The 23,392-nt window shown below is 55.3% G+C and carries 19 protein-coding genes, 1 pseudogene and 1 riboswitch; of the genes and pseudogenes, 10 read left to right on the forward strand and 10 right to left on the reverse strand.

Features of this window, described 5'->3' with window-relative positions:
• Positions 1 to 984 (reverse strand): transcription termination factor Rho, encoded by a 984-nt coding sequence (gene rho / locus FO268_RS02765; RefSeq protein ID WP_150989274.1) that lies wholly within the window; start codon positions 982 to 984, stop codon positions 1 to 3.
• A gap of 282 nt (positions 985 to 1,266) precedes the next feature.
• On the opposite strand from rho, the gene sorT reads away from it, so the two are divergent.
• From sorT to FO268_RS02785, 4 genes are all read left to right on the forward strand, one after another.
• Positions 1,267 to 2,493: a SorT family sulfite dehydrogenase catalytic subunit gene (gene sorT / locus FO268_RS02770; protein ID WP_150989277.1), complete on the forward strand. Its 1,227-nt coding sequence runs from the start codon at positions 1,267 to 1,269 to the stop codon at positions 2,491 to 2,493.
• 60 nt (positions 2,494 to 2,553) lie between these two features.
• A complete protein-coding gene (sorU, locus tag FO268_RS02775; protein WP_150989280.1) occupies positions 2,554 to 2,874 on the forward strand; it encodes a SorU family sulfite dehydrogenase c-type cytochrome subunit in 321 nt (106 codons plus the stop codon).
• Positions 2,875 to 3,001: 127 nt separating this feature from the next.
• The gene (locus FO268_RS02780) at positions 3,002 to 4,486 is read left to right on the forward strand and encodes a hypothetical protein (RefSeq protein WP_150989283.1); all 1,485 of its coding nucleotides are present in this window, start codon (positions 3,002 to 3,004) and stop codon (positions 4,484 to 4,486) included.
• Positions 4,483 to 5,523, forward strand: coding sequence for a M14 family metallopeptidase (locus FO268_RS02785; RefSeq protein ID WP_225316485.1), 1,041 nt, complete (start codon positions 4,483 to 4,485; stop codon positions 5,521 to 5,523). Before FO268_RS02780 ends, FO268_RS02785 begins: the two co-directional genes overlap by 4 nt.
• Before the next feature lie 17 nt (positions 5,524 to 5,540).
• On the opposite strand, the gene FO268_RS02790 is transcribed toward FO268_RS02785, so the two are convergent.
• Entirely contained in the window at positions 5,541 to 6,035 is a 495-nt protein-coding gene (locus FO268_RS02790) for a gamma-glutamylcyclotransferase family protein (RefSeq protein ID WP_150989289.1), read from the reverse strand.
• A 913-nt stretch (positions 6,036 to 6,948) separates the two neighbouring features.
• Here FO268_RS02790 and FO268_RS02795 point away from each other — a divergent pair.
• Entirely contained in the window at positions 6,949 to 7,764 is an 816-nt protein-coding gene (locus FO268_RS02795; protein ID WP_404802906.1) for a THxN family PEP-CTERM protein, read from the forward strand.
• A gap of 40 nt (positions 7,765 to 7,804) precedes the next feature.
• On the opposite strand, the pseudogene FO268_RS02800 reads toward FO268_RS02795, so the two are convergent.
• The 5 genes and pseudogenes from FO268_RS02800 to FO268_RS02820 all read right to left on the reverse strand — a co-directional run.
• Positions 7,805 to 7,900, reverse strand: a pseudogene (locus FO268_RS02800) (transposase); the annotation flags it as partial.
• A 432-nt stretch (positions 7,901 to 8,332) separates the two neighbouring features.
• Positions 8,333 to 11,326 (reverse strand): SPOR domain-containing protein, encoded by a 2,994-nt coding sequence (locus FO268_RS02805; RefSeq protein WP_150989295.1) that lies wholly within the window; start codon positions 11,324 to 11,326, stop codon positions 8,333 to 8,335.
• 19 nt (positions 11,327 to 11,345) lie between these two features.
• Positions 11,346 to 12,179: a fimbrial biogenesis chaperone gene (locus FO268_RS02810; protein ID WP_150989300.1), complete on the reverse strand. Its 834-nt coding sequence runs from the start codon at positions 12,177 to 12,179 to the stop codon at positions 11,346 to 11,348.
• Between the two features lie 53 nt (positions 12,180 to 12,232).
• On the reverse strand, positions 12,233 to 12,703 hold the full coding sequence (locus FO268_RS02815) for a DUF4402 domain-containing protein (protein WP_150989303.1): 471 nt from the start codon (positions 12,701 to 12,703) through the stop codon (positions 12,233 to 12,235).
• Between the two features lie 94 nt (positions 12,704 to 12,797).
• Positions 12,798 to 13,352 carry a DUF4402 domain-containing protein gene (locus FO268_RS02820; protein ID WP_150989306.1) on the reverse strand — a complete coding sequence of 185 codons (555 nt, stop codon included), beginning with the start codon at positions 13,350 to 13,352 and terminating at the stop codon, positions 12,798 to 12,800.
• Positions 13,353 to 13,489: 137 nt separating this feature from the next.
• A riboswitch (cyclic di-GMP riboswitch) is annotated at positions 13,490 to 13,578 on the reverse strand.
• A 737-nt stretch (positions 13,579 to 14,315) separates the two neighbouring features.
• Here FO268_RS02820 and FO268_RS02825 point away from each other — a divergent pair.
• A complete protein-coding gene (locus FO268_RS02825) occupies positions 14,316 to 16,892 on the forward strand; it encodes a bifunctional diguanylate cyclase/phosphodiesterase (RefSeq protein ID WP_150989311.1) in 2,577 nt (858 codons plus the stop codon).
• A 394-nt stretch (positions 16,893 to 17,286) separates the two neighbouring features.
• On the opposite strand, the gene chrA is transcribed toward FO268_RS02825, so the two are convergent.
• Entirely contained in the window at positions 17,287 to 18,738 is a 1,452-nt protein-coding gene (chrA, locus tag FO268_RS02830; protein ID WP_202336520.1) for a chromate efflux transporter, read from the reverse strand.
• 2 nt (positions 18,739 to 18,740) lie between these two features.
• Positions 18,741 to 19,670 carry a chromate resistance protein ChrB domain-containing protein gene (locus FO268_RS02835; protein WP_058091223.1) on the reverse strand — a complete coding sequence of 310 codons (930 nt, stop codon included), beginning with the start codon at positions 19,668 to 19,670 and terminating at the stop codon, positions 18,741 to 18,743.
• A gap of 171 nt (positions 19,671 to 19,841) precedes the next feature.
• On the opposite strand from FO268_RS02835, the gene dmeF reads away from it, so the two are divergent.
• Positions 19,842 to 20,771 carry a CDF family Co(II)/Ni(II) efflux transporter DmeF gene (gene dmeF / locus FO268_RS02840; protein ID WP_011786633.1) on the forward strand — a complete coding sequence of 310 codons (930 nt, stop codon included), beginning with the start codon at positions 19,842 to 19,844 and terminating at the stop codon, positions 20,769 to 20,771.
• 31 nt (positions 20,772 to 20,802) lie between these two features.
• On the opposite strand, the gene FO268_RS02845 is transcribed toward dmeF, so the two are convergent.
• Positions 20,803 to 21,081, reverse strand: a complete 279-nt coding sequence (locus FO268_RS02845) for a metal-sensing transcriptional repressor (protein WP_011786634.1) — start codon at positions 21,079 to 21,081, stop codon at positions 20,803 to 20,805.
• An 80-nt stretch (positions 21,082 to 21,161) separates the two neighbouring features.
• Between FO268_RS02845 and FO268_RS02850 the strand changes: the two genes are divergently transcribed.
• From FO268_RS02850 to FO268_RS02860, 3 genes are read left to right on the forward strand one after another with little or no spacing between them, the layout of a single operon-like run.
• On the forward strand, positions 21,162 to 21,545 hold the full coding sequence (locus FO268_RS02850; RefSeq protein WP_041656491.1) for a hypothetical protein: 384 nt from the start codon (positions 21,162 to 21,164) through the stop codon (positions 21,543 to 21,545).
• 48 nt (positions 21,546 to 21,593) lie between these two features.
• On the forward strand, positions 21,594 to 22,328 hold the full coding sequence (locus tag FO268_RS02855) for a HupE/UreJ family protein (RefSeq protein WP_011786636.1): 735 nt from the start codon (positions 21,594 to 21,596) through the stop codon (positions 22,326 to 22,328).
• A 15-nt stretch (positions 22,329 to 22,343) separates the two neighbouring features.
• Positions 22,344 to 23,051, forward strand: a complete 708-nt coding sequence (locus FO268_RS02860; protein ID WP_150989314.1) for a hypothetical protein — start codon at positions 22,344 to 22,346, stop codon at positions 23,049 to 23,051.
• Positions 23,052 to 23,392 lie beyond the last annotated feature (341 nt).

A 23,392-nucleotide genomic window follows, 5' to 3' on the forward strand; every position in this document is an offset into this window, starting at 1 on the left:
TCAATCGATGGGCGCTCCGGGAATGCTGTCCAGAAGCTCGAAATTTGTGGGGTACTGCTCAAGCAGCTCAACCAGCTTTCTCGTGCCCTCCAGCGGTTTGAGACCGCTGAGCGCCCGGCGCAACGCTCTTATTTTGTGTAAATATTTCGGATCTAACAGCAGCTCTTCACGGCGTGTACTGCTTTTCGAAATGTCCAGCGCGGGGAAGATTCGCTGATTCGCAACGTCTCTTGATAAAACCAGCTCCATGTTCCCCGTGCCCTTGAATTCCTCAAATATAACCTGGTCCATACGGCTGCCGGTATCAACCAGAACGGTTGCCAAAATGGTAAGCGATCCGCCATTCTCAAGGTTTCGTGCAGAGCCAAACAACCTCCGCGGGATCTCCATTGCGCGAGAATCAACCCCGCCAGACATAGTACGGCCGCCGCTCTTTTGCTGGGCATTGTGCACACGCGCAAGCCTGGTAAGGGAATCAATCACAATCATCACATCGTGACCCTCGCCGGCTTGCTGGCGAGCGGTATCAAGAAGCTCATCGGCAACGCGAGCGTGATGGGCATAGCTTTCATCCGAAGAAGAGGCGTGTACCTCAGCCGGGACGCTACGCCTGAAATCAGTGACCTCTTCGGGTCGCTCATCTATCAATAACGCATAAAGTTTAATCTCGGGATACGCCTTCCCCACCGCCTGGCAAATATCTTTCAAGATCGTCGATTTTCCAGACCCCGGCGGTGCAACGATCAAGCCTCGCTGCCCCATTCCAATCGGCGTGATCAAATCCATCGCACGCACCGTGAGTTTTTCTGAACCTGACTCCAAACGAATCCCCGGCGCTGGATTGATAGCCACACCGTTTAAAAAACGTTTTTGTGGATCTGCCTCCCTCTCACCCTCAACCCCAACCATAGCTTCGGCTTCCTCAGCCACTGGTTTGGCGTCTTTAATGGGTTTCCGGGTTAAACCTAATGTCTTTCTCGTCATGGGTGTTTGATAGCTCTTAGTTGATAGATATTTTTCGAAATGGGCTGATAACGCCTGAAAACAGTGTGCACAAAATAAATCTGTCCCTGTTTTCCGCAACTTGCCTTACTTGCCAGCATTCAGCGTTTGTACAGCATAGGATTCAAAGATTAAATCTGCTCCCGTTTTCGCTGGGAACATTGCTCATTATTTAACCAGCACCTATAACTTATATAGTTATAACCTGTAACCAATCAGCGCAGGCCACACCTTCAAACAAAAAGGCAGGCAAGGAGACGGAACATGCAAGCGGAAGCAGCACTTCAGCGAGGCCGGAATGACCCTGGTCTCGAAAACCCCACCCGTAGAAGCCTTCTGCTTGGCAGCGCCGGGGCCATGGCCGCAGTGAGCCTACTGGGTTTCATACCGCTCGCGAAAGGCGAGGAGCCCAAATCATTGCCCGATTACGCCGCCTGGAAAGAGCGCAATGCCCTGATCGTGCATAGCGCCAACACCATGGAGACCGAAAGAGGTGCAATCGGCATCGGTGTCATCACACCCAGTGATCGCCTGTTCGTTCGCAACAACCTGCCCGCACCTTCGGAGTCAGTAACCGAAAACCCGGATGTCTGGGAGGTTCAAATCGAAGGCGTCAAAAATCCCCGAACCCTCACCGTGGGGGAACTGAAAAAGATGGGCGTCACCACCACTGCCTCCGTGCTCCAGTGCTCCGGAAACGGCCGAGCCTTTTTCCCGCATGGTGCGAGTGGTACCCAGTGGTCGGTTGGTGCTGCCGGTTGCGTTATGTGGACGGGCGTTCCCCTGAAAGATGTTGTGGAAGCCCTTGGCGGAGCCGTAGAGGGTGCAAAGTACATTACCAGCACGGGTGGCGAATCCCTACCGGACGGACTTGACCCCAAAACGGTCGTGGTGGAGCGCTCAGTACCCACCAAAGCACTGGAAACGGCGATACTGGCGTGGGAAATGAACGACGAGCCTCTCAGCAATACCCATGGCGGCCCCCTGCGCATGGTGGTACCGGGCTACTACGGCGTTAACAACGTCAAGTATGTGAAGAACATTGCCTTCACTGGGAATCAGACCGATGCCAAGATTCAGGCCTCGGGTTACCGCATCCGGGATGTGGGGGTGAAAGGCGCCCCGGACCAACCCTCGATGTGGGAGATGAACGTCAAATCCTGGGTGACCGCGCCTCTGGAAACCGGCAGCAGTGGCCGGAACATGATCTACGGCGTCGCCTTTGGCGGCACAGTGGCGCTCGCAAAAGTGGATGTTTCGGTTGATGGCGGTAAAACCTGGAAGCAGGCCCGGTTCCTGGGGCCGGACCTTGGCCCCTACGCCTGGCGACCTTTTGTCCTGGCAGCGGACCTGCAGGCCGGCGAACATCGTATTGTCAGCCGGGCGACGGACGTTGAAGGCAACAGCCAGCCGGAAGGCCGGACCGACAACGAGCGTGGCTATGGTCACAATGGCTGGAAAGACCACGGCGTCACCGTAGCGATCAGCTGATACACAGCGGGGCCGCCCGAGGACGGGGCGCCCCGACCAGTGTCCTCAGAGAGACGTAATATGAGACTGATTGCCGTAGTGTTAGTTGTACCCCTGTGTGGCTTGTCACTTCTGGCCCAGGCCAGCGACCCCGAAAAGGGAAAAAAGGTATTCACCCAGGACGCACAACCTGCCTGTGCTGTGTGTCACACCCTTGCAGATGCTGGCTCTACCGGCGAGATCGGGCCGAACCTGGATGAACTGAAACCATCGAGGGAAGCCGTGGTCAACGCTGTTACCGGAGGCGTTGGCATTATGCCGGCGTTTGAAGAATCCCTGTCTGCAGAGCAGATCGAGGCTGTGGCGGCTTACGTTGCCACGGTTACAGGCGGGGATAAGTAAGTAGGGGGCTCATGCCCTCTTCCTCGCAACAGCCAGACAAGTCCAGAATTGAGCCTCCCACCCGGCACCTCTTCCACCACTATTTCCGCTACTATCAAGGTAAGCCAGTGCTGGAGCCACAGCCGCCATGGGACTGTCGATAAAACAATCGGAATTTACAGCGGAAGAATTTGACCGTTTTGCTGCCAAGGTGCGAACGGACCTTACCGCACTCACCCGCCTTCTGGACCGGCCCGGCTTTGGTGAGGGAGAATCTTCCATCGGTGCCGAGGTCGAGTTCTACATCGTAAACCCGGACCTGCGCGTTCAGCCGATCAACACAGAAATAGCCGCCAGCGTTCAGGATCCACAACTGACGGTTGAGCTCAACCGCTTCAATCTTGAATACAACCTCAGCCCTCAGAATTTCAAGGGAGCCCCCTTTGCCAGAACCGAGCAGGAACTGCTCAAGGCCATGCAGCGAATCAACCAGCACGCCGCGCCATTGAATGGCGAACTGGTCCCCATCGGCATTCTACCCACGTTGCGCCAGTCCGATATGGGCGCGAAGGTGATGACAGACGAACCCCGCTACCACCTGCTATCCAACGCATTGATCCAGCAGCGGGGCGAGCCCTTCAGCATCCGTATTGGTGGCAATGACATCATCGACCTGGAAGCGGACGACGTCACCATGGAAGGGGCGACCACGTCGTTCCAATTGCACTGGCGCGTTCCAGCCCACCGCTTTGCCGACTATTTCAACGCCGTGCAGCTGGTGACGCCCATTGCGCTGGCGCTGGCCAGCAATTCGCCCAGCCTGTTCGGCCACCACCTCTGGGACGAAACCCGTATCGCCCTGTTCAAACAATCCGTCGACAGCCGGTCGCCCAACCACAGAACCTGGAAACACCCGCCACGAGTCTATTACGGCAACGGCTGGGCACGCAGCGCCTGGGAGCTGTTTGCAGCTTCGGCATCCTTGTATCCCCCCATCCTTCCATTGATGTCCGAAGAAGATCCGATGGCTGTTATTGATCGGGGAGACGTACCGGAACTGGCCGAACTGCGACTGCACCATGGGACTACGTGGCCCTGGAACCGGGCCATTTTTGATCACACAGAAGGCGGCCATTTGCGCATCGAGATTCGTTCCATGCCGGCCGGGCCAACGGCCGTGGATATGTGCGCAAACGGACTCTTCATAATCGGGGCGGCGTTGGCGGTGCTCGAGGATATCCGTCACCTGACGTCGATACTTCCCTTTCATTACACCGAACACAATTTCTATCGTGCCGCCAAATACGGCATCGGTGCAGACATTATCTGGCCCCACAAAGACCAGGTACAGTTACAGGATACACCCCTGTTGAACGTTGCCCGTGACCTGCTACCGCGCGCCCGGGAAGCCTTGCAACGAACCGCCGTGGACGAGGCGGAGATCCACCGCCTGCTGGGAATCATCGAAGGCCGCATTCAAACCCGGATGACCGGCGCCCGATGGCAGCGACAGGTCACCGAGTCTTTTTTCAGGTCCCAGACTACCGACGAGGCGTTCAAAAGTATGCTGTCTCTTTACATGGGCAACCAGAAGACAAACACACCACTGCACGAATGGACTTTGTCACCATGAGCCGCTCGAACACCCTGGATTATCTCAACAATCCGTCACCCCAGACCCTGGGCCGCTCGCCCCTGGAGTGGCTGAGCCGGCTGCAACGGCCCACGGTGGTTCGCGTTGCTGGCCGCGATCCTTCAAGGACCCGGGCCATGGCAACGCTGCTTCACGGCAACGAACCCTCAGGGCTGTTCGCGCTCCACCGGTGGCTACTGGAGCAGCACACCCCGGAGGTCAACCTGTTGTTCCTTCTGGGCGGCGTCCACCCCGCGAAAATCCCGCCGATGCTGTCGCTACGCCAACGGCCAGGCGGACGTGATCTGAACCGGTGCTTCAAAGAACCGTTTGAAGGAGAGGAAGGCGCCATTGCCGAGGCCATGCTGGCCGAGCTTCAGACAGCCAACCCCGAATGCCTGCTGGATGTGCACAACACCTCAGGCACCGGGCCTGCCTTCGCTGTGACCATCACCAACGATGCTGCCCATCAAGCACTGGCGTCGCTCTTTACCGACCGGCTGATCATGACGGATCTTCGCCTGGGTGCACTGATGGAATATTCCGAGCAGGAGGTGCCCACGGTGACCATCGAGTGTGGCGGGGCTCAGGATGATCACGCACACCAACTGGCGTACGAAGGGCTTGTTCGGTATGCCTCACAGCCAGATGTGCTGTCGCTGGAAAAAGCGGAATGGAACGTTGCTGTACTGCGCAATCCGATTCGAGTGGAGTTGGCACCCGATGCGACAATCGAGTACCGATTGACGCCCAGTGGGCAGGCGGACCTCACGTTTCCGCCCGACATCGAACACCGCAATTTCGGCATTGTGTCGCCGGATGAGCCTCTCGGATGGGTTGGGCAAAAAGGCCTGGACGTTCTCACGGCGATCAGCCACAACCGCACCGAGAACATGGAACAGGTACTTCAAATCAGGGATGGGCGAATCTACCCTGCCCAGGCCCTGAAGGCCTTCATGATCACCACCAACCCGGTGATTGCCAAGAGCGATTGCCTGTTCTATGCCGTCAAAGCAACGGGCGATCCCATTTTCTAAACCATACCGAGCCGCTTTTAATCGTAGATTGCCCGCTCTCTCGCATCTCGTTTTCGATCAGGGTCTTCCTGGCTTCGCGTGGCTGAAATGGCATCAAGGTAGTCAGCGGGAACGCCTGTTTCTTTCGCACCAACGATGACGTGATTCACATACCAGGAGTGAGGCAGCAAAGTTGGATCCGTTGACGTTGCACAGTAGGTAAAAGCATCAAACGAATTCCCGAGAGCATCCGTCACCGTGACCCGCTTTTCATCGTAACCGAAGCCCAAACCCTCAGCCCTGTCCAGCGGGCCTTTCTCGTGGCGCGGTATCTCAAAAAGCGCGCCAATAACGAAGTCCTCCGGGTTGCCGGTAAACAGTGCGTCGCATTTTGCGGATTTGTCTTTCCTGCTCCACTTATGAAACCGAAGGGAATGCTCAACGAGCGTGAACATACCGATTCGCTCCGCGCTTGGAACCCTCGCTCTTAATCTGAGGAGTGACATATTCGATCCGTAAGCAAAATACTTCATGCTGCCTCTGTGTCTGCACTAGTCAGGTATGCGCTGCTATAGTGAAACAAGAGCACCTGATTCTCAATCCGAGCCACAGCATTCCCGGCGCCTAGCTGAATAGCGTTCTGGTTTCAAGGGATTGTCAGTATCGACGCCGACTTCGTACATGACTTGTAGGAAAGGTTTCTTCTACCAGCCCCGGACCACTCCATTCCGCCCTTCACCCGCGTATTAACGACGCTGGAGCGATCACAGCAGAAATGTGAACGGGCTGGCGAATCTCTATCTCAAGTCGCCCATTGCCCGGGAGGGCGCGCTACCAGGCGTCTCGAGAGGCCTGTGCGGCGACCGACTGGCGCCTAAAATTCGGAGAACTCGTTCGCAATGACAACAACGTAAAAAATATCGACGTTTTGGGAGATCTACGTCGCCTGCCAGATTGCGCGGGAAAGAGATATTTCTACTAAATGCTTCACACGCCGCTTGCTGTGCGGATTGGCGTCCAGGGCTCCAATTTGAATGTCCTTTTTAAGTATATGTCCACCCTGCCACTTTGTAATTTTGAAAAGAATATTCAATATCACTATTTGTGTTTGTCTTTGCTTCATGTATCTAAAAAAGTCGCAGCTGGGCATCCCTTTATAGAGGGGTTTTAAACATATGCCCCAAAAAACAATACATATATTCGCCGCTTCCAATAGATTGAGTAATTTTAACAAATAGATGTATTCCTTCCATTGTCGGCTGGCTTTACGGAGTGATCATAAAAATTTTAAGTAAAACATTTAAGTTATTGAATTTACGGGTTAAATAAAACTGGCATGATGAGTGCTAACCTAGGGCAAACGGGTCGCGAGCTTCAGCTCCAACAATCCCGTTTTGTCCTCTGGATAAATAATTCATCCTTGAACAATCAGGTGGTTTACATATGATTCGATTTCCTAAGAAAGCAGCACTTATTGCAACAGCCGTTTTTCCCTTTACTCTGGGTGCAACTGCTGCCAGCGCCGCCCAAATCACATCTTGGGACTACGAGGTAGACAATTCATTTTCCGATGTCACTTTTAGCGAAGGCACTGGGACCGGAAGCGTCGCTGCGGACGGTCAATCAGTTTCCTGGGGTTCAGGCGATGCCAGCAGCTCCGTCTCCATTACCGACGCCAGCAATCCACCTCAGCTGGTAACTAACGGTGACATGGTGCCCGGTGGCGTATTCAGCCATGATAATGCGGTTATCCCCGCCGGAAGCGAATCTCTGGCCAGCTTTAACCTGAACAGTACACTAATGCTGACCGCGGCGACCCCAGACGAAATGGCCGGTATTTCGCCAGACCCCGTCACCATCACCTTCCAGAGCTTCTTTACCGAAACCTATAATGGCGGGGAATGCTTCGAAGGTTCTGCTTCTACCTGTGACGATGTGTTTTCCCTGGCGAACCCCGAGTTGGGCAGCTTGAACGAAGCTGGTATTTTTGAGTTCTCTGGACCCAACTTCACCATCGATGACACCAGCTATTCCGTGTTCCTGGAAATCGTTGGCCTGAACCAGCTGAGCGATGAGCAATGTGCGGTAGCGGGCGCACCCGCGAACTGCATTGGCCTCCTGACCCAGGAAGGCACCAACAATATCTTTGAAAGCAACTTCCGTATCGAAACCGCTGCGGCTTCAGTTCCGGAGCCGGGTTCCCTGGCACTGCTGGGTCTTGGCCTGGCCGGCCTTGGCGTAGCCAAGCGTCGCAAGAAGTAATTCGCCCCAGGCGAACGGCGATTAAAAAGGTTTATCGCACTTAACCGGGCAACGCTGCTTTTATCTTCAGGAAGAAGTAGTCGTTGTCCCGGTAGCCATAGGCCCTCCGCTTGATCACCTTGATCTTGTTGTTCATCGAAAACCGGGCACAATCACCCTGGCCTGTCTTGGCATCAGCTTCTCCTTGCTTTTGAAGCACAGAATCCATTCTGTGCTGGCAGTCGATGTTAACCGAACCAGAGAGGCTGTTGGTAGTGACTTGAGTTGGCTTTCAGACACTGAAGAAGCTGGGAAAATAGATCTGTCCCGGTTTTCCTATTATGAGCACACAACCTGCTCTCTTCTCGCCAGCAATTCATCGTTCAATTAGGTCGCAAAGCGAACGTTCAGGCGGATAGACCAACACTTTCCCTTGGAGAAGTTCAGCCTCTTTTTGGGAATGTCTGCAGTAAAGGGGTAGAACCCAAGCTCCTCAACCGTATCCAGGATCGGACGGAATTCTCCACCGTCACCTGATCTACCGCCTACAGCAAAGGCTAAAAGACGGCAGTTTTATCACAGCCGTAATTTAGTTATCAGGAACCGCCCGAATGTCCAACGAGGCTTGGATTTCTTCAAAGCGCCGCACCCAGGGTTTTGCCTCTGACAGAGCGGGTGGTAGTTGCTCTAATGCAGACCGAGCGGCCTGGAAGCTCCTGAAACTGCGGTAGGTTACGAAATACCAGGGCCGTCCTTCGCGCAAAGTGCGGGCATAAGCTGTTTCATTCTTGATTCCGTAATGTTCGATGTAACGTTTTACAGTGGCCTCTGAGCCAGCCGCCATTAACTGGATTGTAAAGTGGCCAGCTGGTTGTTCCTGGAGCCAGGATTCAGTTCGGAAGCGGTTACGGTCATAGGTTGCTGGTGCACTGGCCCCCGAAGGCGGAGAGCGCTTCTTGTGTTGCCGGTTAGCCGGCATTATCAGAAAATCTACTCCGCTGATAAACGAACCATCCCCCGAGACGGTGAGCACATGCAGGCCCGTATCTGTCAGTCCTAACCGTCGTAACTGCTTGGGTGAGATCCTTAGCCAGTAATCACCGGCTACCACTTCAGGGATGATATAAAAGCCGTCCCAGCTACTTGTCGTCTCACCTACTACCTCATGTTGGTCATTCAACAGTTCCAGGTTGAGATCCCCTATACCGCGCTCAACGCCGTTCTCCAGCAGGTAGACGGTTCCATCAATTTCTGTCGTCATCTGGACCGGAAAATCCAGCCTTGCCACGCGGCCCGGACGCGGCACTAAGCGCACCCCCTCACGTGCCGGCGCCCACTGCGGGTCTAGCAATGTAGAGGTTTCGACCCCAATATCGACATGCTGTTTGACCGGCAGGTGGTTAATGTGGGCGATACCCGCCGCGTCGGTGCGGGCCTGATGCCGGCCCCCGTTGACAGTGAACCCCGCGCCTTGCAGTGGCTCCTCGCCGGCGTCGATGACACCGTTGTTGTTTTCGTCCAGGAACATGCGTACCGAAGCAGCGCCACTGTTGGCCACGGGCCGGGCATCGAATAGCCAATCTGAGCGCTGGGGGTCACGGCCCACAGCGACGAAGAGCTGCGCACCCATAGCGATCTCGCCGGTATCGACATAGCTGGCACTTAAGCCCAATCCAAACCGGCCCAGGCTCTTGGTAAAGCCGGCGGTATAGTGTGTCCGCGGTGAGGTGAACGCATGCGTCACACCCAGAGTCATCCGGTAGCCTTCCGAGAGATATTTGTCGGCCGACAGCGACAGGGCCCTTAGCTCGCTTTCGGAACCCAGGGTGTAATTGATCTGGCTGCGCAAACTCATATCGCGAACCCGGCGGCTGATCCGCAAGGTTCCCGTGGTATGTTCAAGATCGTCGCGTGCATTCCAATTCAGGGTGTTGGTGAAAGCCGTGCGGAGGATGTAGGCGGATATCCGGGCGCTGATGTCCGTATTGACAATGCCGGATTCTCGCTCATCCCTCGTTGCCTCGACCGTTACCGGCAAGCGCAAGCGCGTGCCTATCGGGACAGAACCACTGAAGCGAAGCCCGTCACGGGTTTGGATCGGGTCGTTAGAAGCGTGAAATACCTCACTGGTGAAATCGTCCAGATAGATACGACTCGCATCGACCGCCATGCCTCCGATGCGGGTCTGTAACCCAAGTTCAGTCAGTGAGCTGCCGTCTTGAGCCCGGACAAGATCTGCACTGACACTCATGGATTGCCAGAATGTGCGCAGGCCCAGGTTCGTATATTGCTTCTCGATGCCAGCCACTGGCGCCCGGATGAATCCGACCGATGCGGAAAGAGCACGGGAAAGGCCCATATCGAATTGGGCGATGGACCTGGGCTGGCCCTTGTCGTTGCGGTGCTCGGTAAAGCTGTACTGGAATTCCCCGGGTCGGACCATGGATTGAGCCAGGGAGAAGCTATACTGTTCCACCCGCGTCTGTCCCAGAGGGCCGTTGAACACCAACCGAAAATCGTTGCGGCCATAACTTAGGGGCTGATCTTCAAAGCGATAGCGTCCATCTCCACGGGCGGTCTGAAACTCGACCAGGGCGTCGTTATAGTAGAGTTCGACATCCCAGCCAGGCGGCAGATCTCCTTCGAACGTCTGACTGTCAAAGCTGGTGGGCTGCGTCAGCGGTCGGTTGCTCAACATTACCCCTTCGCCGGTGTCGCCGCGGGTGATGTTGTCGATGCTTGGGGCGGATAGACTGCCGAACTGATAGGAACGGGCATGAAGCGGACCGAGCAGGTCCGCGTCGGGGCTATGGCGCCCGAGCGTGGCGCGCACGTCTGGCGACGGATCCTGCTTGTTGCTGCTGAAATAGAGGGACGACTCCATGCCCAGCAGGTCGCCGGTCAGGAAGGCTGTATAGCGGGCATCGGTCTGGGTTTGGCCATCATTTCGCCGCACCTCCGTCGCGAAGGTCTGGTCGATGAACGGCATGCTCAGCAGCCGGTAGGGTATTTCCTGTTCAGGATACCCAGGGTCTTCGTAGCCGCCGCGCCTGCCTGCCCGCTCACCGAGTCGCTCGCGCTTCAGGCGCTCCTGTAACGGCAATGCCTCAAGGGCATTGACCCGGAGTGACAGACTGGAGCGGTCGATTTCCAGTTTTACTGGCAGCCAGTGCTCAATTAGTGACTTCGCCACATAGAGATCGTCCGGTTCTACCAGGATCAGCGAGGAATTGAATGTCTCTGTCACACCCGCCCGACTGACCTTGCCTTCGTTCAGGCTGAGGCTGAATCCACGGTCGTCGCTGAGGATGAAGCCACTGGCGGTGCCATGTTCTGGCTGGGTCTGGATTGCAATAGTGAGCAATCTTGCCAGCTCACCCAGCGGCAACAAGGTATGCTCGCCGAGTTCATAAGCGGGAATGGCGCTGGACAGGACGGTCTGGTCCAGCCGCACTTCCAGCAACAGGAATTCCGGCTCTGTGCCCTGGTCTTGGGCCATCAGCGCGCGAGAATAGCCAACTGATGTGAGCAGTAACAACAGCAAGGCCAACCCACCCGCCCAATGAACGGTTACCGTGCGCATCTTGCGGTACCCGCACTAATCAGGGAAGTCGCAGAACCGCCTCGGCGAGCACCGCGCCGCCACCCTCCGCCTGTTCCCGATAGATCACCCGCAGAATTCCGTTGCTGAGTTGTAAACCGTTGGGCTGGTCCAGTTTAATACTTGCACGGCGTAGGGAGTTCGGCGTGTAGACCGCGACTCCGTTGGCGCGCGCGACAACCTGCTCGCTACCGCCATGGGGAGTGAAGAAGACGGTCAGGTCACCGTAAACCGACTGGCTGCCGCTGCGCTCCATGTGCAGTGCCAGAGTCGGCTCTTTATCGGCAGCCTGCGCAAGATCGAGATGCGTCAGAGCTACGGTTGCATCGGTATTGCCCTGGCGCACGATGACCGGAATCGATACCCCGACAAGGGCGGTAAGCTTGATTTCGATTGCATCATCGCCGGGAGCATTCCGGGTTTCGATGCTGGACCTCCCCCGAGCCTTGGGCTGTTTGGCGAATAGCAGATGCGAACGGTATTCGCCGGTGGTCAGATTCGCGGGCTTGCGGACCATGATCCGAACTGTCTGACCCTTTCCAGGGGCAAGCGTTACCTGGCGCGGCGAATAGCGCAGCAGATTGTCAGCGAACTGTTCACCGGGCAGAGGTTCGTCAATGTCCGAGAAAGCTCCGGTCTCACTCATCCGCCGGTTTACCAGGGAGATGCGATAAGTCGCGGTTTCAGTACCGTTGTTAAGCAACTCGACCTGAGCAGCGCGCTGGTTTCCGTCAAAGACGACCCTGGTGGGATAGAGAGTCAACCCGGCCAAGGCTTGGCTCACGGGCAACAACAAAAACAGAATGCACAGGGTGAATTGATAAGTAGTGCGCATGGTTCTCCTACGAAATGCTTTAACAGACAAGACTTGCGTCCAGGATTGTCACGTCAGTTGTAATCCACGGTCACGGAAAAGGTACCGGAATAGTCGCCAGGCGCCTGATCGCCGCTGATGAATAGTGTCCCCCCGATCGACAGGGTCTGGGATCCACCCGCGTCAAGCTGTCCGCCAGTCCCGGAAGGACTGCTGGTAAAATCATTAATAGTCATATCAACACCGGGACCGGCGAGTTTTACGAAGTCATTACCGGGGAGTTGGATGGTATAGGTCGCGTTGGCATCGCCGGCAACGGTGAATTGCGCAGCTGCTCCGGCGCTTGAGGGAATAAGCAGCACACCGCCAGTGGCGCTACGCGCGCCGCTGGTGCTGATAGTGACGGTACCGCCACTGCCAGCTACGAAGCTACCGAACGACAGTTCCTGGCTGTTCTGGATCGTCATCACCAGCGCCCAGCTAGCCGGCACTGCCATGATAACAAGGACAGCGCCGGCCACGAGTTTTGGCAAATACGGTGGCATCGTGGCGCTCCTCACCAGGTCATCTATGCGGCGTCGATGGCGATATTGCCGGGCCGGGCGGCCCGGTTTTCTGCCTTGGCAGGCCAGTGGACGATTAGTTGTACTCGACCGTTGCCGTCACAGTGCCGGTATAGGCGCCTGCAACCTGGGCAGCATCCACTGTCAGCGTGCCGCCCAGATATATGGACTGTGCGCCGGCGGTCAACGTGCCGCTTGTCACCTCGCCAGTGGTGGCACCACCGCCGGTCAGATCACTGATTCTGGCCAGGGCCATGGTTTCTCCAGCCCCGCCGGCCCCCGTGGTCAGGGCTGTATCGCCAGACCATGTAATGCTGTAAGTCGAGGCGCCGTCACCGGTTACGTCGAACTTGGCGGCGGTCGGGGTGGCACCGACGGTCGAAAGAATAGCGCCAGTCGCTGTTCGTGCGCCGCTGGTAGAAACGGTAACACTACCGCCAGCGCCCTTTGCAAAACTACCGAAGACCAGATCCGCCACGTTTGTAATCGTGATCGGAGTGATTACGGTGGCGGTCGATGTTGTTGATGCTCCTGCAGCCAAGCTGTGGGATGCGCCAAAGGCGCCCAGCATTGCAACTGAAGCCAGCGCAACACGGCGAATACTCTTGTTAAAGAAAATAGATGAGTTCATTGATAAATCCCCTGCAAATCATGCCGCCGGTTTATTACCGTTAGCAATTGCTTGATTGAATACCAGTCAGGAGGATCCGATAACACAACATTGCGGATAGGTACGGTGAACCCATACCCGGAAGAACCACGTGAAATGTCGGCGGTCCCGCTGTCATAGGACTGTTAAGTCCGTTAGACCGGTGACTTTGCGTCTCCGCCTTTCGACGGGTTTGCCTTTTCGTGCATTGCGAGAGTAGCTGAAACTTGTTTTCAAACAAGTAAAAAAATGTATTGTTAATGTTAAAAGGTATTATTTTGTAGAGGGAAATTACTTGATTGAACCCATACATTCAAGTTTTGTTTAGGGTTCTACCCCGTTTCTACGGACGGTTTTAAAACGGCTTGCTATAAACATTTGTCTTGTCCATGACGCCCCGATTTGATCAAAAAGTAATCACTTATGACAAGTCCAAGTAACGCCTGCACTTGACGACCAATTCGGGCAATTTTCAAAAGAGTTATCCACAGAAATTGTGGATGACTTTGTGATTGCTCCCAATCAGAAATGTTATTGAGACCATAACTTGGCCGCCTCCCAAGCTTAGTCAACGCAGGTCGCAAAGCGGACATTCAGGTCAAAGGCCGAAGGGCTCGCTTTGAGGCTCGTGTGTGTCATGCGTATCGGGGGAAGTCCAATCGTGGGCTTGCCAGCTGGTACTCAAGGGATATTCTGAGCGCTGACAAATAGTTACTTAAAAATTTTTTCTTTTTTTATGTCTATTGTCGATAATTCATAAGAGCTCGAAGCACGCTGCAAGTTTGCATCAAGATCTCCGGTTAGCCGCTTTCGGGACATGCTCGAAAATAACAACCAATATTCGTAGCGGGGGTTTTCCTTCAGTGATCAGCTCAGCGCTGCTCTGGAGGTCGTCTTCAAAGGGCTGGCTCTGAAGCCCCCCATCTTTCTGCAGAGCATCACATCATGAGCGACATTGAATTTTCTGTGCTGGAAGCGCAGCAGAACATCCATGAGTTGATCGCCCAGCAACACCCACTGGAGCAGACGCTGGACGCGATAGCCGACTGGGTCGGCAGCATGATGCCCGGTGCGCTCGTTTCCATCATGCGTTTTCATCCGGCCACCGATCGCCTAAGTCTGATGCCCAGCGACCGGTTTTCAGATCGTTTTTTCCAGGCCATGCAGGATATTCAGGTGGCTGAGAACAAAGGCACTTGTGGTACTGCGGCCTTTACTAAAGACTTAGTTATTACTGACAATATTCAAGAAGATCGCCGCTGGACGGGCTTCCATGACATCGCCGAGGCAGAAGGAGTCCGCGCCTGCTGGTCCATGCCGATTCTGACCTCGAAAAATGAGCTCCTGGGCACCTTTGCCACCTACTACCGCGCTCCAGCCACCCCAACTGCGGGCGCTCAACGCAACCTTGCCCGGGGCGCAGCTCTGGTCGCCCTGGCCATTCTCCGACACCGGGACGCTGAGAACCATAGAACCCTCTCCGAGTGGCACCGGACCCTGTTCGACAACCATCCAGATGCTGTATACACGTTCGACCTCGATGGTCGCTTCCAGAGCTGTAACAAGGCATTGGAAAAAATTTCTGGCTATTCGGCGGGTAAGGTGTACGGCCTTCACTTCAATCTATTTATTGAACCTGATTATCGCCCACAGACCCAGGCAGCATTCGACAGAGCTCGAAACGGTGAAGTCATCACCTACGAAACCATAGGCACTCACGCCTTCGGCCATCCCTACTTCCTGGAGGTCACCAACTTCCCGGTCATCATCCAGGGTGAGATTGTCGGCGTCTATGGTCTCTGCCGGGACATTTCTGATCGTAAACATCAGGATGCAGACCTGCATCTGCTCAAGCGTGGCATTGAAGCAAATCCCAACGGTATGTTGATGGTGGACGCACGCAGTCCAGACATGCCGGTGGTCTATGCCAACCCCGCATTCACTGAAATGACCGGTTACTCTTACGACGAGGTCATGGGAAGCAACTGCCGCTTTCTTCAGGGAGAAGACACTGCTCTGGAAGCGCTCGAAACCGTACGGCAGGGACTGCACCACCAAACCGAGGTCAATGTCGAACTGATTAACTACCGAAAGGACGGTACGCCTTTCTGGAATCACCTCCGGATCAGCCCGGTGTTCGGTAATGACGGCCTTTGCACTCACTTTATTGGCACTCAGCAGGATGTTACCCACCAACGGGAGCAGGAAGCCCAGATTACTTACCAGGCCACCCATGACCTGCTTACCGGCTTACCCAATGGGGTCTCGTTTCAAGAGACGCTGCATGACGCACTGATTCTGGATGGTGGGCATGGCGCGTTAGCTGTCCTGTATCTGGACTTGGACGGATTCAAGCCCATCAATGACGAACTGGGGCATCATGTTGGCAACCAGGTACTCATAACCATTGCCCGGCGACTGGCAGACTTGACGGCACCTGAGGCAACCGTTGCCAGGTTGGTTGGGGATGAATTTGGTTTGTTGCTACCTGGGTACACAAATCGCAAAGAGGTTATCCAACTGGCCGAGCGTATATTGCTACACCTTGCACAGCCGATCGACGTGGACGGCCAGATGGTCCACATTAGTGCCAGTATTGGGATCGCCTGTAACTCCACCCCTCTGGACGCCCCCCATGAATTGCTGCAGTTTGCAGACATTGCCCGGGAGCGGGCCAAACGGCAAGGCAGAAACACCTGGCAATGGCACAGTGGCCGTAAAGCCGAACGCAGCCAGCACAGCGTTAAGCTGAGGCATGACCTTCACACCGCTCTGAATGAAAACCAGTTTGAAATCCATTACCAGCCCCTAGTGGACGCTGTCACTGGACGAATGCGCAGTGTCGAAGCTTTGGTACGGTGGAAACACCCTACCCGGGGGATGATCTCCCCCGGTGAGTTCATTCCATTGGCCGAGCAGACTGGTCAGATCATTCCGCTCGGCCTCTGGATCCTCAAACAGGCCTGCATAGAAATCGCAGACTTCAATGCCCAGCGGGAAAGAGGGCTACGTGTTGCCGTCAACATTTCATCGCTGCAGTTCATCCGCGGCGGCTTTCTGGATGACGTTCGCCGGGTGCTGGCAGAAACGGGGCTTCCGCCACAACTGCTGGAACTGGAGGTGACGGAAAGTGTTCTTCTTGATGGTGCCGAGCCCGTAATCGAGCTAATGGAAACCCTGAAAACCTTGGGTGTACGTGTCGCCCTGGATGATTTCGGGACAGGCTTTTCCAGCCTGAGCTATCTTCGGGATCTGCCCACTCACAAGGTAAAACTTGATCGAAGCTTTGTGGAGAAAACCACGACAGACCACCGGATAGCGGCCATCGTTCAGGGCGTGATTACCATGGCTCACCACATGGATATGATCGTAGTTGCGGAAGGGATAGAAACCCAAGAGCAGCAGGACGACCTGGCCCGCCGGCACTGCGATATCCTGCAGGGGTATCTGTTTGCCCGGCCAATGCCTCTGGCGGAATTGAAAAAGCTGCCTGACCTATTGCCGGTGAATCCTGCGGGGTGACACTCCGTCATATTCGTCCCACTTTAGCCAAACGCCACTGTTGCCAGTTCTCCTCCACGGCAAAATACAACTGATCTTGGGGTGATGAGCCACCAACACAAATGGCCAACCTGAGCCTAAGAGGCATCTTTCTGCCGTCACCATCTTCATCACTCAACGTATGGGCGGCATAACGTCTGAAATGGTGGTGGCGCGAGTATTCGCTCTTGTTCGCTGAGGTCCGTGAGTAGCCTTGGTCGCAAAGCGGACATTCGAGTAAGACGAATAGCGCTTGCAGTATGCGCGCCCATGGAATGGAACCGAAGGCGCAATGAAATGGGCTTCGTCGCGCCTGCGCTTAATGGGTTCTACCCCGTTACTGTGGACATTCCTAAAAAGAGGCCTGACACGCTGCTCACAGGCTCGGCGTGCCTCCGAACAACAGGTAATAAGCGATGCCCAGTAGCGAACTGACTAAGATCACCGGCAACATGCCCACCTTGAAGCGTAACATGGCAATAAAGGCGGCCAGTGCAAGCACCACACTGGCGATCTGAATACTGCCCCATGTCGGCACCATTAACTGCATGCCAAAGGTCCGAACCGTATCTACTTCGGCGAAAGCGACATGCACCGCGAACCAGATAGCCAGGTTCAGCATCACGCCCACAACGGCGGCGGTGACCGCCGATAACGCAGCACTCACCGCCTGGTTCCCGCGCAGCCTTTCTACATAGGGTGCGCCCAGGAATATCCACAGAAAACAGGGAACAAAGGTCACCCAGGTAGCCAGAATCGATGCAAGAATGCCCGCTGTAAAAGGATCGAGGGGGCCTGCGTCGCGGAAAGCGCCCATGAAGCCCACGAACTGTACTACCTGAATCAAGGGGCCGGGCGTGGTCTCTGCCATGCCCAAACCATCCAGCATTTCCCCTGGCGCAAGCCAGCCATAGTTCTGTACGGCCTCCTGTGCCATATAAGCCAATACTGAATAAGCACCACCGAAGGTGACGGCGGCCAGCTTGCTGAAGAAAAGCCCTATCTGGGTGAAGACATCGTCAAAGCCCAGCGATACAGCCAATACAACTAGCGGTGTGAACCACAGCGGTAGCCAGACCGCGAGTACCTTGAGCGCCCGCTTGCGCGTTGCCTTGGTATGATGTGCGGCACCGCCATCCATCATGGTGTCGATCGCCCGTTCACCATCCTCGGGCGTGTCATGTCCCTTGATGACCACGAATCGTTCCGGGTCCATGTACCGCCCCAGCAGGCCAATAACGGCAGCAGTCAGGATCACTACCGGGAACGGGACAGCGAACAAAAAGATGGCAATGAAAGCAAGGGCCGCCAAGATGTACATATAGGCATTCTTGAGCGCGCGCTTACCGATCCGGATGACGGCCTGAATCACGATCGCCAACACCGCCGCTTTAATCCCGAAGAAAAGCGCCTGCACCAGGGTTGCATCCTGAAAGCCCGCATAAAGCACGCTCAACACCAGGATGCTCAAAAAACCCGGCAACACAAACAGTCCGCCGGCCACGAGCCCACCCTTGACGCCATGCAGCAGCCAGCCGATATAAGTAGCCAGTTGTTGGGCTTCCGGCCCGGGCAGTACCATGCAGTAGTTCAGGGCGTGCAGAAACCGGCTTTCGCTGACCCATCGCTTTTCATCCACCAGAATACGATGCATGACGGCGATTTGGCCGGCAGGACCGCCGAAACTCAGCATTGCAATCCTTAGCCAGACGCGCACCGCTTCCCCAAACGTAATCTCATGACCAAACTCGTTGCGATCGCCACCCGATGGCACAGTGTCTTGTTGGGTTCTGTGGGCTGTATCGGTGGAGTGGGACGACTCCGGCATGCTTACTTCCCCTTCGTATAGGTTGTGTACAAACTGTCGAACACCTGATTGGCAGCCAGTAACAGCTGATCATCGTTATGATGAGACTCGCGAAAGCCCATCAATACGCATTCAACTCCAGTGGCCGCCGGTGGCTGATGGCCGCCAACATCGAGGTAATGCACCAGTTCCGCGATCCGCTGCAGTGCCACCTGGCGCAGGCCAAAGCTCGCCAGCAACGTTTCAAAGGTGACCTTGTCAGCTACATGGGTGAAGGCCGCTCCATCGAAATCAAAACCCAGCGCGTGATCAGGGCAATCAGCTGGAGAGCTTAACCATAGAAAATTCGCTTCCGGATCGATGAATCGCTTAATCAACCAGGCGCTGGCCAGGCGGTCCACCCACGGTCGGCGACGAGTTGCCCATACCCTTCCCAGGTAGTCGGCACGGTTGAGGAGAGCGACCGTGCCTGAAACAGGTAGCGGCTCATCAGGCGACAGCACCCGATTTGCGTCGGTTTCCAGTTCCTGCAACGCCCGATCGACCCGTTCACGGGCAGCACCTGGAAAAAAATCAATCTGTGACACGCGCGTGAAGCGCTTACGCAGTTTCCGGGTCTCCCTAATAACCTCCATGGCCGATTCTGGCAGCAGCGTTGCCCGTAGTTCTGCGATGTCCGAGTGCAAGGCCTCATAGTCGTCCGCACGATCGAATAAAGCGGGGAATTCATGAGCATCCGGGCCGTCAGTGGGTACAACATGGGCGACACCGCCGGCTTCACGCACGTCATGGGCCACAGCCTCCAACTTCTCGACGTGATCGGGGTGAGCTGGCAGTAAATAGACGCCGTCGCGAAGTGAAGCCGCGCCCCATGCCTTAATAGAGCGCCAGGCCCGCATACGCACCGTCGCATTTTCTGTAGGAAGTGACAGAATCAGTAGAAGCCATGACATTCTGTAGAATCTACTACGTGTTTGTAGCAATCACAACACTTTTATGGCTGAACGGTTGTGATGGCCATCTGACTACAGTAGCATTCTCATATATCCCCCCACGGGGGATAGGTTAAAAGCTGGTTTTGACCCCAGACTTACCAAATCATCAGCCACGCTAGGAACACTGTGATGCACCACGAACGACTCGATCATTGGCAACATAAGCATGTCTTTGGCCAGGATCGGAAGCGCCCCGGAGAAATCCGAACGCTCATCGTGGTGGGCCTAACGCTGGCGATGATGGTCTGGGAAATCCTGGCCGGGATCGTTTATGGCTCGATGGCCTTGCTGGCCGATGGGCTGCACATGGGGTCGCACGCGGTGGCCCTGGGTATTGCCGCCTTCGCCTATGCATACGCCAGGAAAAACGCAGGCAACGCCCGATTCTCTTTCGGGACGGGGAAGGTCAATGCGCTGGGCGGCTTTACCGGAGCCATTCTGCTGGCTGTCTTTGCGCTCTACATGGTCATCGAGAGTGTTGGGCGTTTTATCCAGCCCGTCCCCATTTCTTTCGATGGGGCCATATTTGTGGCCATCATAGGCCTGGTGGTCAACGGGGTGTCAGCGTGGATACTGGGGGATGCAGGTCATGACCATGGTCACAGTCACGGGCATAATCACGGTCACCACCATCATCACCATGACCACAACCGACGGGCCGCTTACCTGCATGTGCTTGCAGATGCGTTGACGTCAGTCCTTGCCATTGTTGCCCTTCTGGCGGGTAAATATGCCGGGTGGAACTGGATGGACCCGATGATGGGGATTATCGGTGCGATTCTGGTAACCCGTTGGTCCTGGCAACTTTTAAGAGACACCTCAAAAATCCTTCTCGACGAGCAACATCAGGACATGGAGGACGCTGTTAAAGAGGCCGTCGAAGACGACGATGCCAAAGTCAGTGATCTGCATGTGTGGGCAATAGGCCCAAACATTCATGCCGCTATTGTCTCAGTCGTCTCGCATCAGCCCGAGTCGCCCGCAGTTTATAAGGAGCGCATTCAGGCACACTGCCAGTCCCTGGTCCACGTGACGGTGGAACCTCTTCGCTGTGATTAACGGAGAGAACGCAAATTAGAGAGTAACGAGATCAAAGATAACGGGCGATTGCTTTGAACTCGTCGACGCGCCGCTGCTGCTCCGGCTCCAGCGGTCCGATGGCATCGTCCAGGCAGTGTTCAATGTGGTCCTGTACCAAGACGCGCTTGGCCTGCTGGATGGCCTTTTCCACAGCGTGAAGCTGCTGTGCCAGCTCCAGGCAGGGCTTCCCCTGATCCATCATGCCAATCACGCTTTCAAGATGGCCGTTGGCCCGCTTCAGGCGTTTGATGATATTCGGATGCGATTGATGCGTGTGATCATTTATCATGTTTAATTCCTATCCCCCGTGGGGGGATGGTATCCTCTTGCTTCGTTGAAATCCAACCACCGACTCGACCATTGAGACTGATGATTTCGGCCCTCCATCAAAGAAAACTGCTTCCGACGCTCGTCATGCTGTTCGCATTGGCGGGCCTGTCGCTGTCGGTGATTGGCGAGTCATTCTCTCACGGTGTGGCCAACTTGGCAGGCGATTGGGAATCGCAGCCTGACGGCCACCCAGGCAGTTATGGTGCGCATGGACACACCCACGATTTTGACGAAGAGCCAGAGACATCCTCAGTGCATCATGATGCTGGCAATCATACTCACGAGACCGTGGACCAGCTCAGGGTTCCGTTTGTTTCCCAAAGCCTGACCGTTCTCCGGCAGCCCGTGCCCTTTGCCGGAGGTTCTCCCCGCAGTTTGCGCTATCGGCTTGAACGCCCTCCAAAAGCCTCTATTCCCGCTTGATTCTTGCCGCTTACGTGGCCCGAGAAAACAAATTCAATTGGAGTCTTTATGTTGTCAAGCTTGCTTGGCGGTTGCCGTGGTGTGCCCTCAACGGGCACAGGCAGTCGTCTGTTCTGGACATTTCTGACCCTGGGCTTTCTGGGTATGAGTACCGATGTGCTTGCCCACGCAGTCGCTCAGGGCGACAGGGGCTACATCCAGGAAATTACCGGGATAAACCTTATTGCGTTCATCTATCTGGGGGCCAAACACATGGTCACCGGCTATGACCACCTGCTGTTCCTGCTGGGTGTCATTTTCTTCCTTTACCAAATGAAGCACATCGCGATCTACGTGAGCCTGTTTGCCCTGGGGCATTCCACCACAATGCTGCTGGGGGTGTACTTCAATGTGGGCATCAACAGCTACATCATTGATGCGATTATCGGCCTGTCCATCGTCTATAAGGCACTGGACAACATCGGTGCCTACCAGCGGTGGTTTGGCTTCCAGCCCAACACCAAGGCCGCCACGTTGATTTTCGGGTTCTTCCATGGTTTCGGCCTGTCCACCAAGATCATCGAATACGACATCTCGCCGGACGGCCTGATTCCGAACCTCCTCGCCTTCAACGTGGGCGTGGAAATCGGACAGTTGATCGCCCTGGCCATGATCCTGATTGCCATCAGCTTCTGGCGTAAAACCGACGGCTTTTTCCGCCACGCCTATACAGCCAACGTTGCCATGATGAGTGCAGGTTTCCTGCTCTTTGGCTATCAGCTCACGGGTTACTTTGTCGCCTGATTCTGGAGATTTGCTATGTACAACACCGATATACCCAACCGTGAAGAACTGCCCAGCACTGCCAAACTTATTCGATCAACCATCATCGCAGCTATTGTGGCGCTGATTCTGCTGGTGACCGTGGTCATGCCCGCCGAGTACGCCCTGGACCCGACCGGTGCCGGCAGATTGCTGGGGTTGACCGAAATGGGCGAAATCAAGGAACAACTGGCTGATGAAGCTGCCGCTGACGAGGAGGCACAGATGGTTGCCGTGCAATCCTCAAGCGATCAGCAGGAAACCGAAGCAGTACAGCCTGAAGCCGAAGAACCCGCTCAGGAAGCTGCCCCAGAGCCAGAACCAGAACCAGAACCAGAACCTGCGGCCGTGCAAGAACAACAAGCATCAGAACCAGCACCTGCAGAAACACGATGGCAGGACGAAGTGCGAGTGGTTCTTACGCCTGGCGAAGGTACTGAGTTTAAGCTCACCATGGAAGAAGGTGCTGTGGCTCGCTTCTCTTGGGTATCCGAGGGTGGCCCAATCAACTTTGATACCCATGGCGATGGAGGCGGCCAGTCAATTTCATACGAGAAAGGCCGGGGCGTACCGGAAGACGAAGGCCAACTGGAAGCCGCTTTTACCGGCAACCATGGCTGGTTCTTCAGAAACCGGAATGACAATGACATTACTCTCGTCCTTCGTACCGGTGGAGACTACGGACAACTGAAGAAAGTGCTTTGATCACGCAGGCATAAATTGCAATTTTTTTTGGAGCCGGTCAGACAATGGCCGGCTGCGAGAAACGAAGCGAAGGTTCATGAAATGGAGCAAAACCAGAGGTTATGAATCAGCTCATGAATGTCATGCATACAGCAATTAATTAGGCTACTGAAATACCGCGTTATTCATAATTTTCCATATCATCGGTGATCGCCGGGTCGGAATAGTTATTCCACTTTATCGTTAGTGCATCCGATTAAGCGGTACCAGCCTTCAAAATTGAATCGAAAGCCGATTCGAAGCTGAGAGCTGCAAATGTCCGCTTTTGTTTAGGTATTGCCTGGAATGCGGGACGGTCGCAA

This window comes from Marinobacter denitrificans (assembly GCF_008795955.1).
Lineage (GTDB): Bacteria > Pseudomonadota > Gammaproteobacteria > Pseudomonadales > Oleiphilaceae > Marinobacter > Marinobacter denitrificans.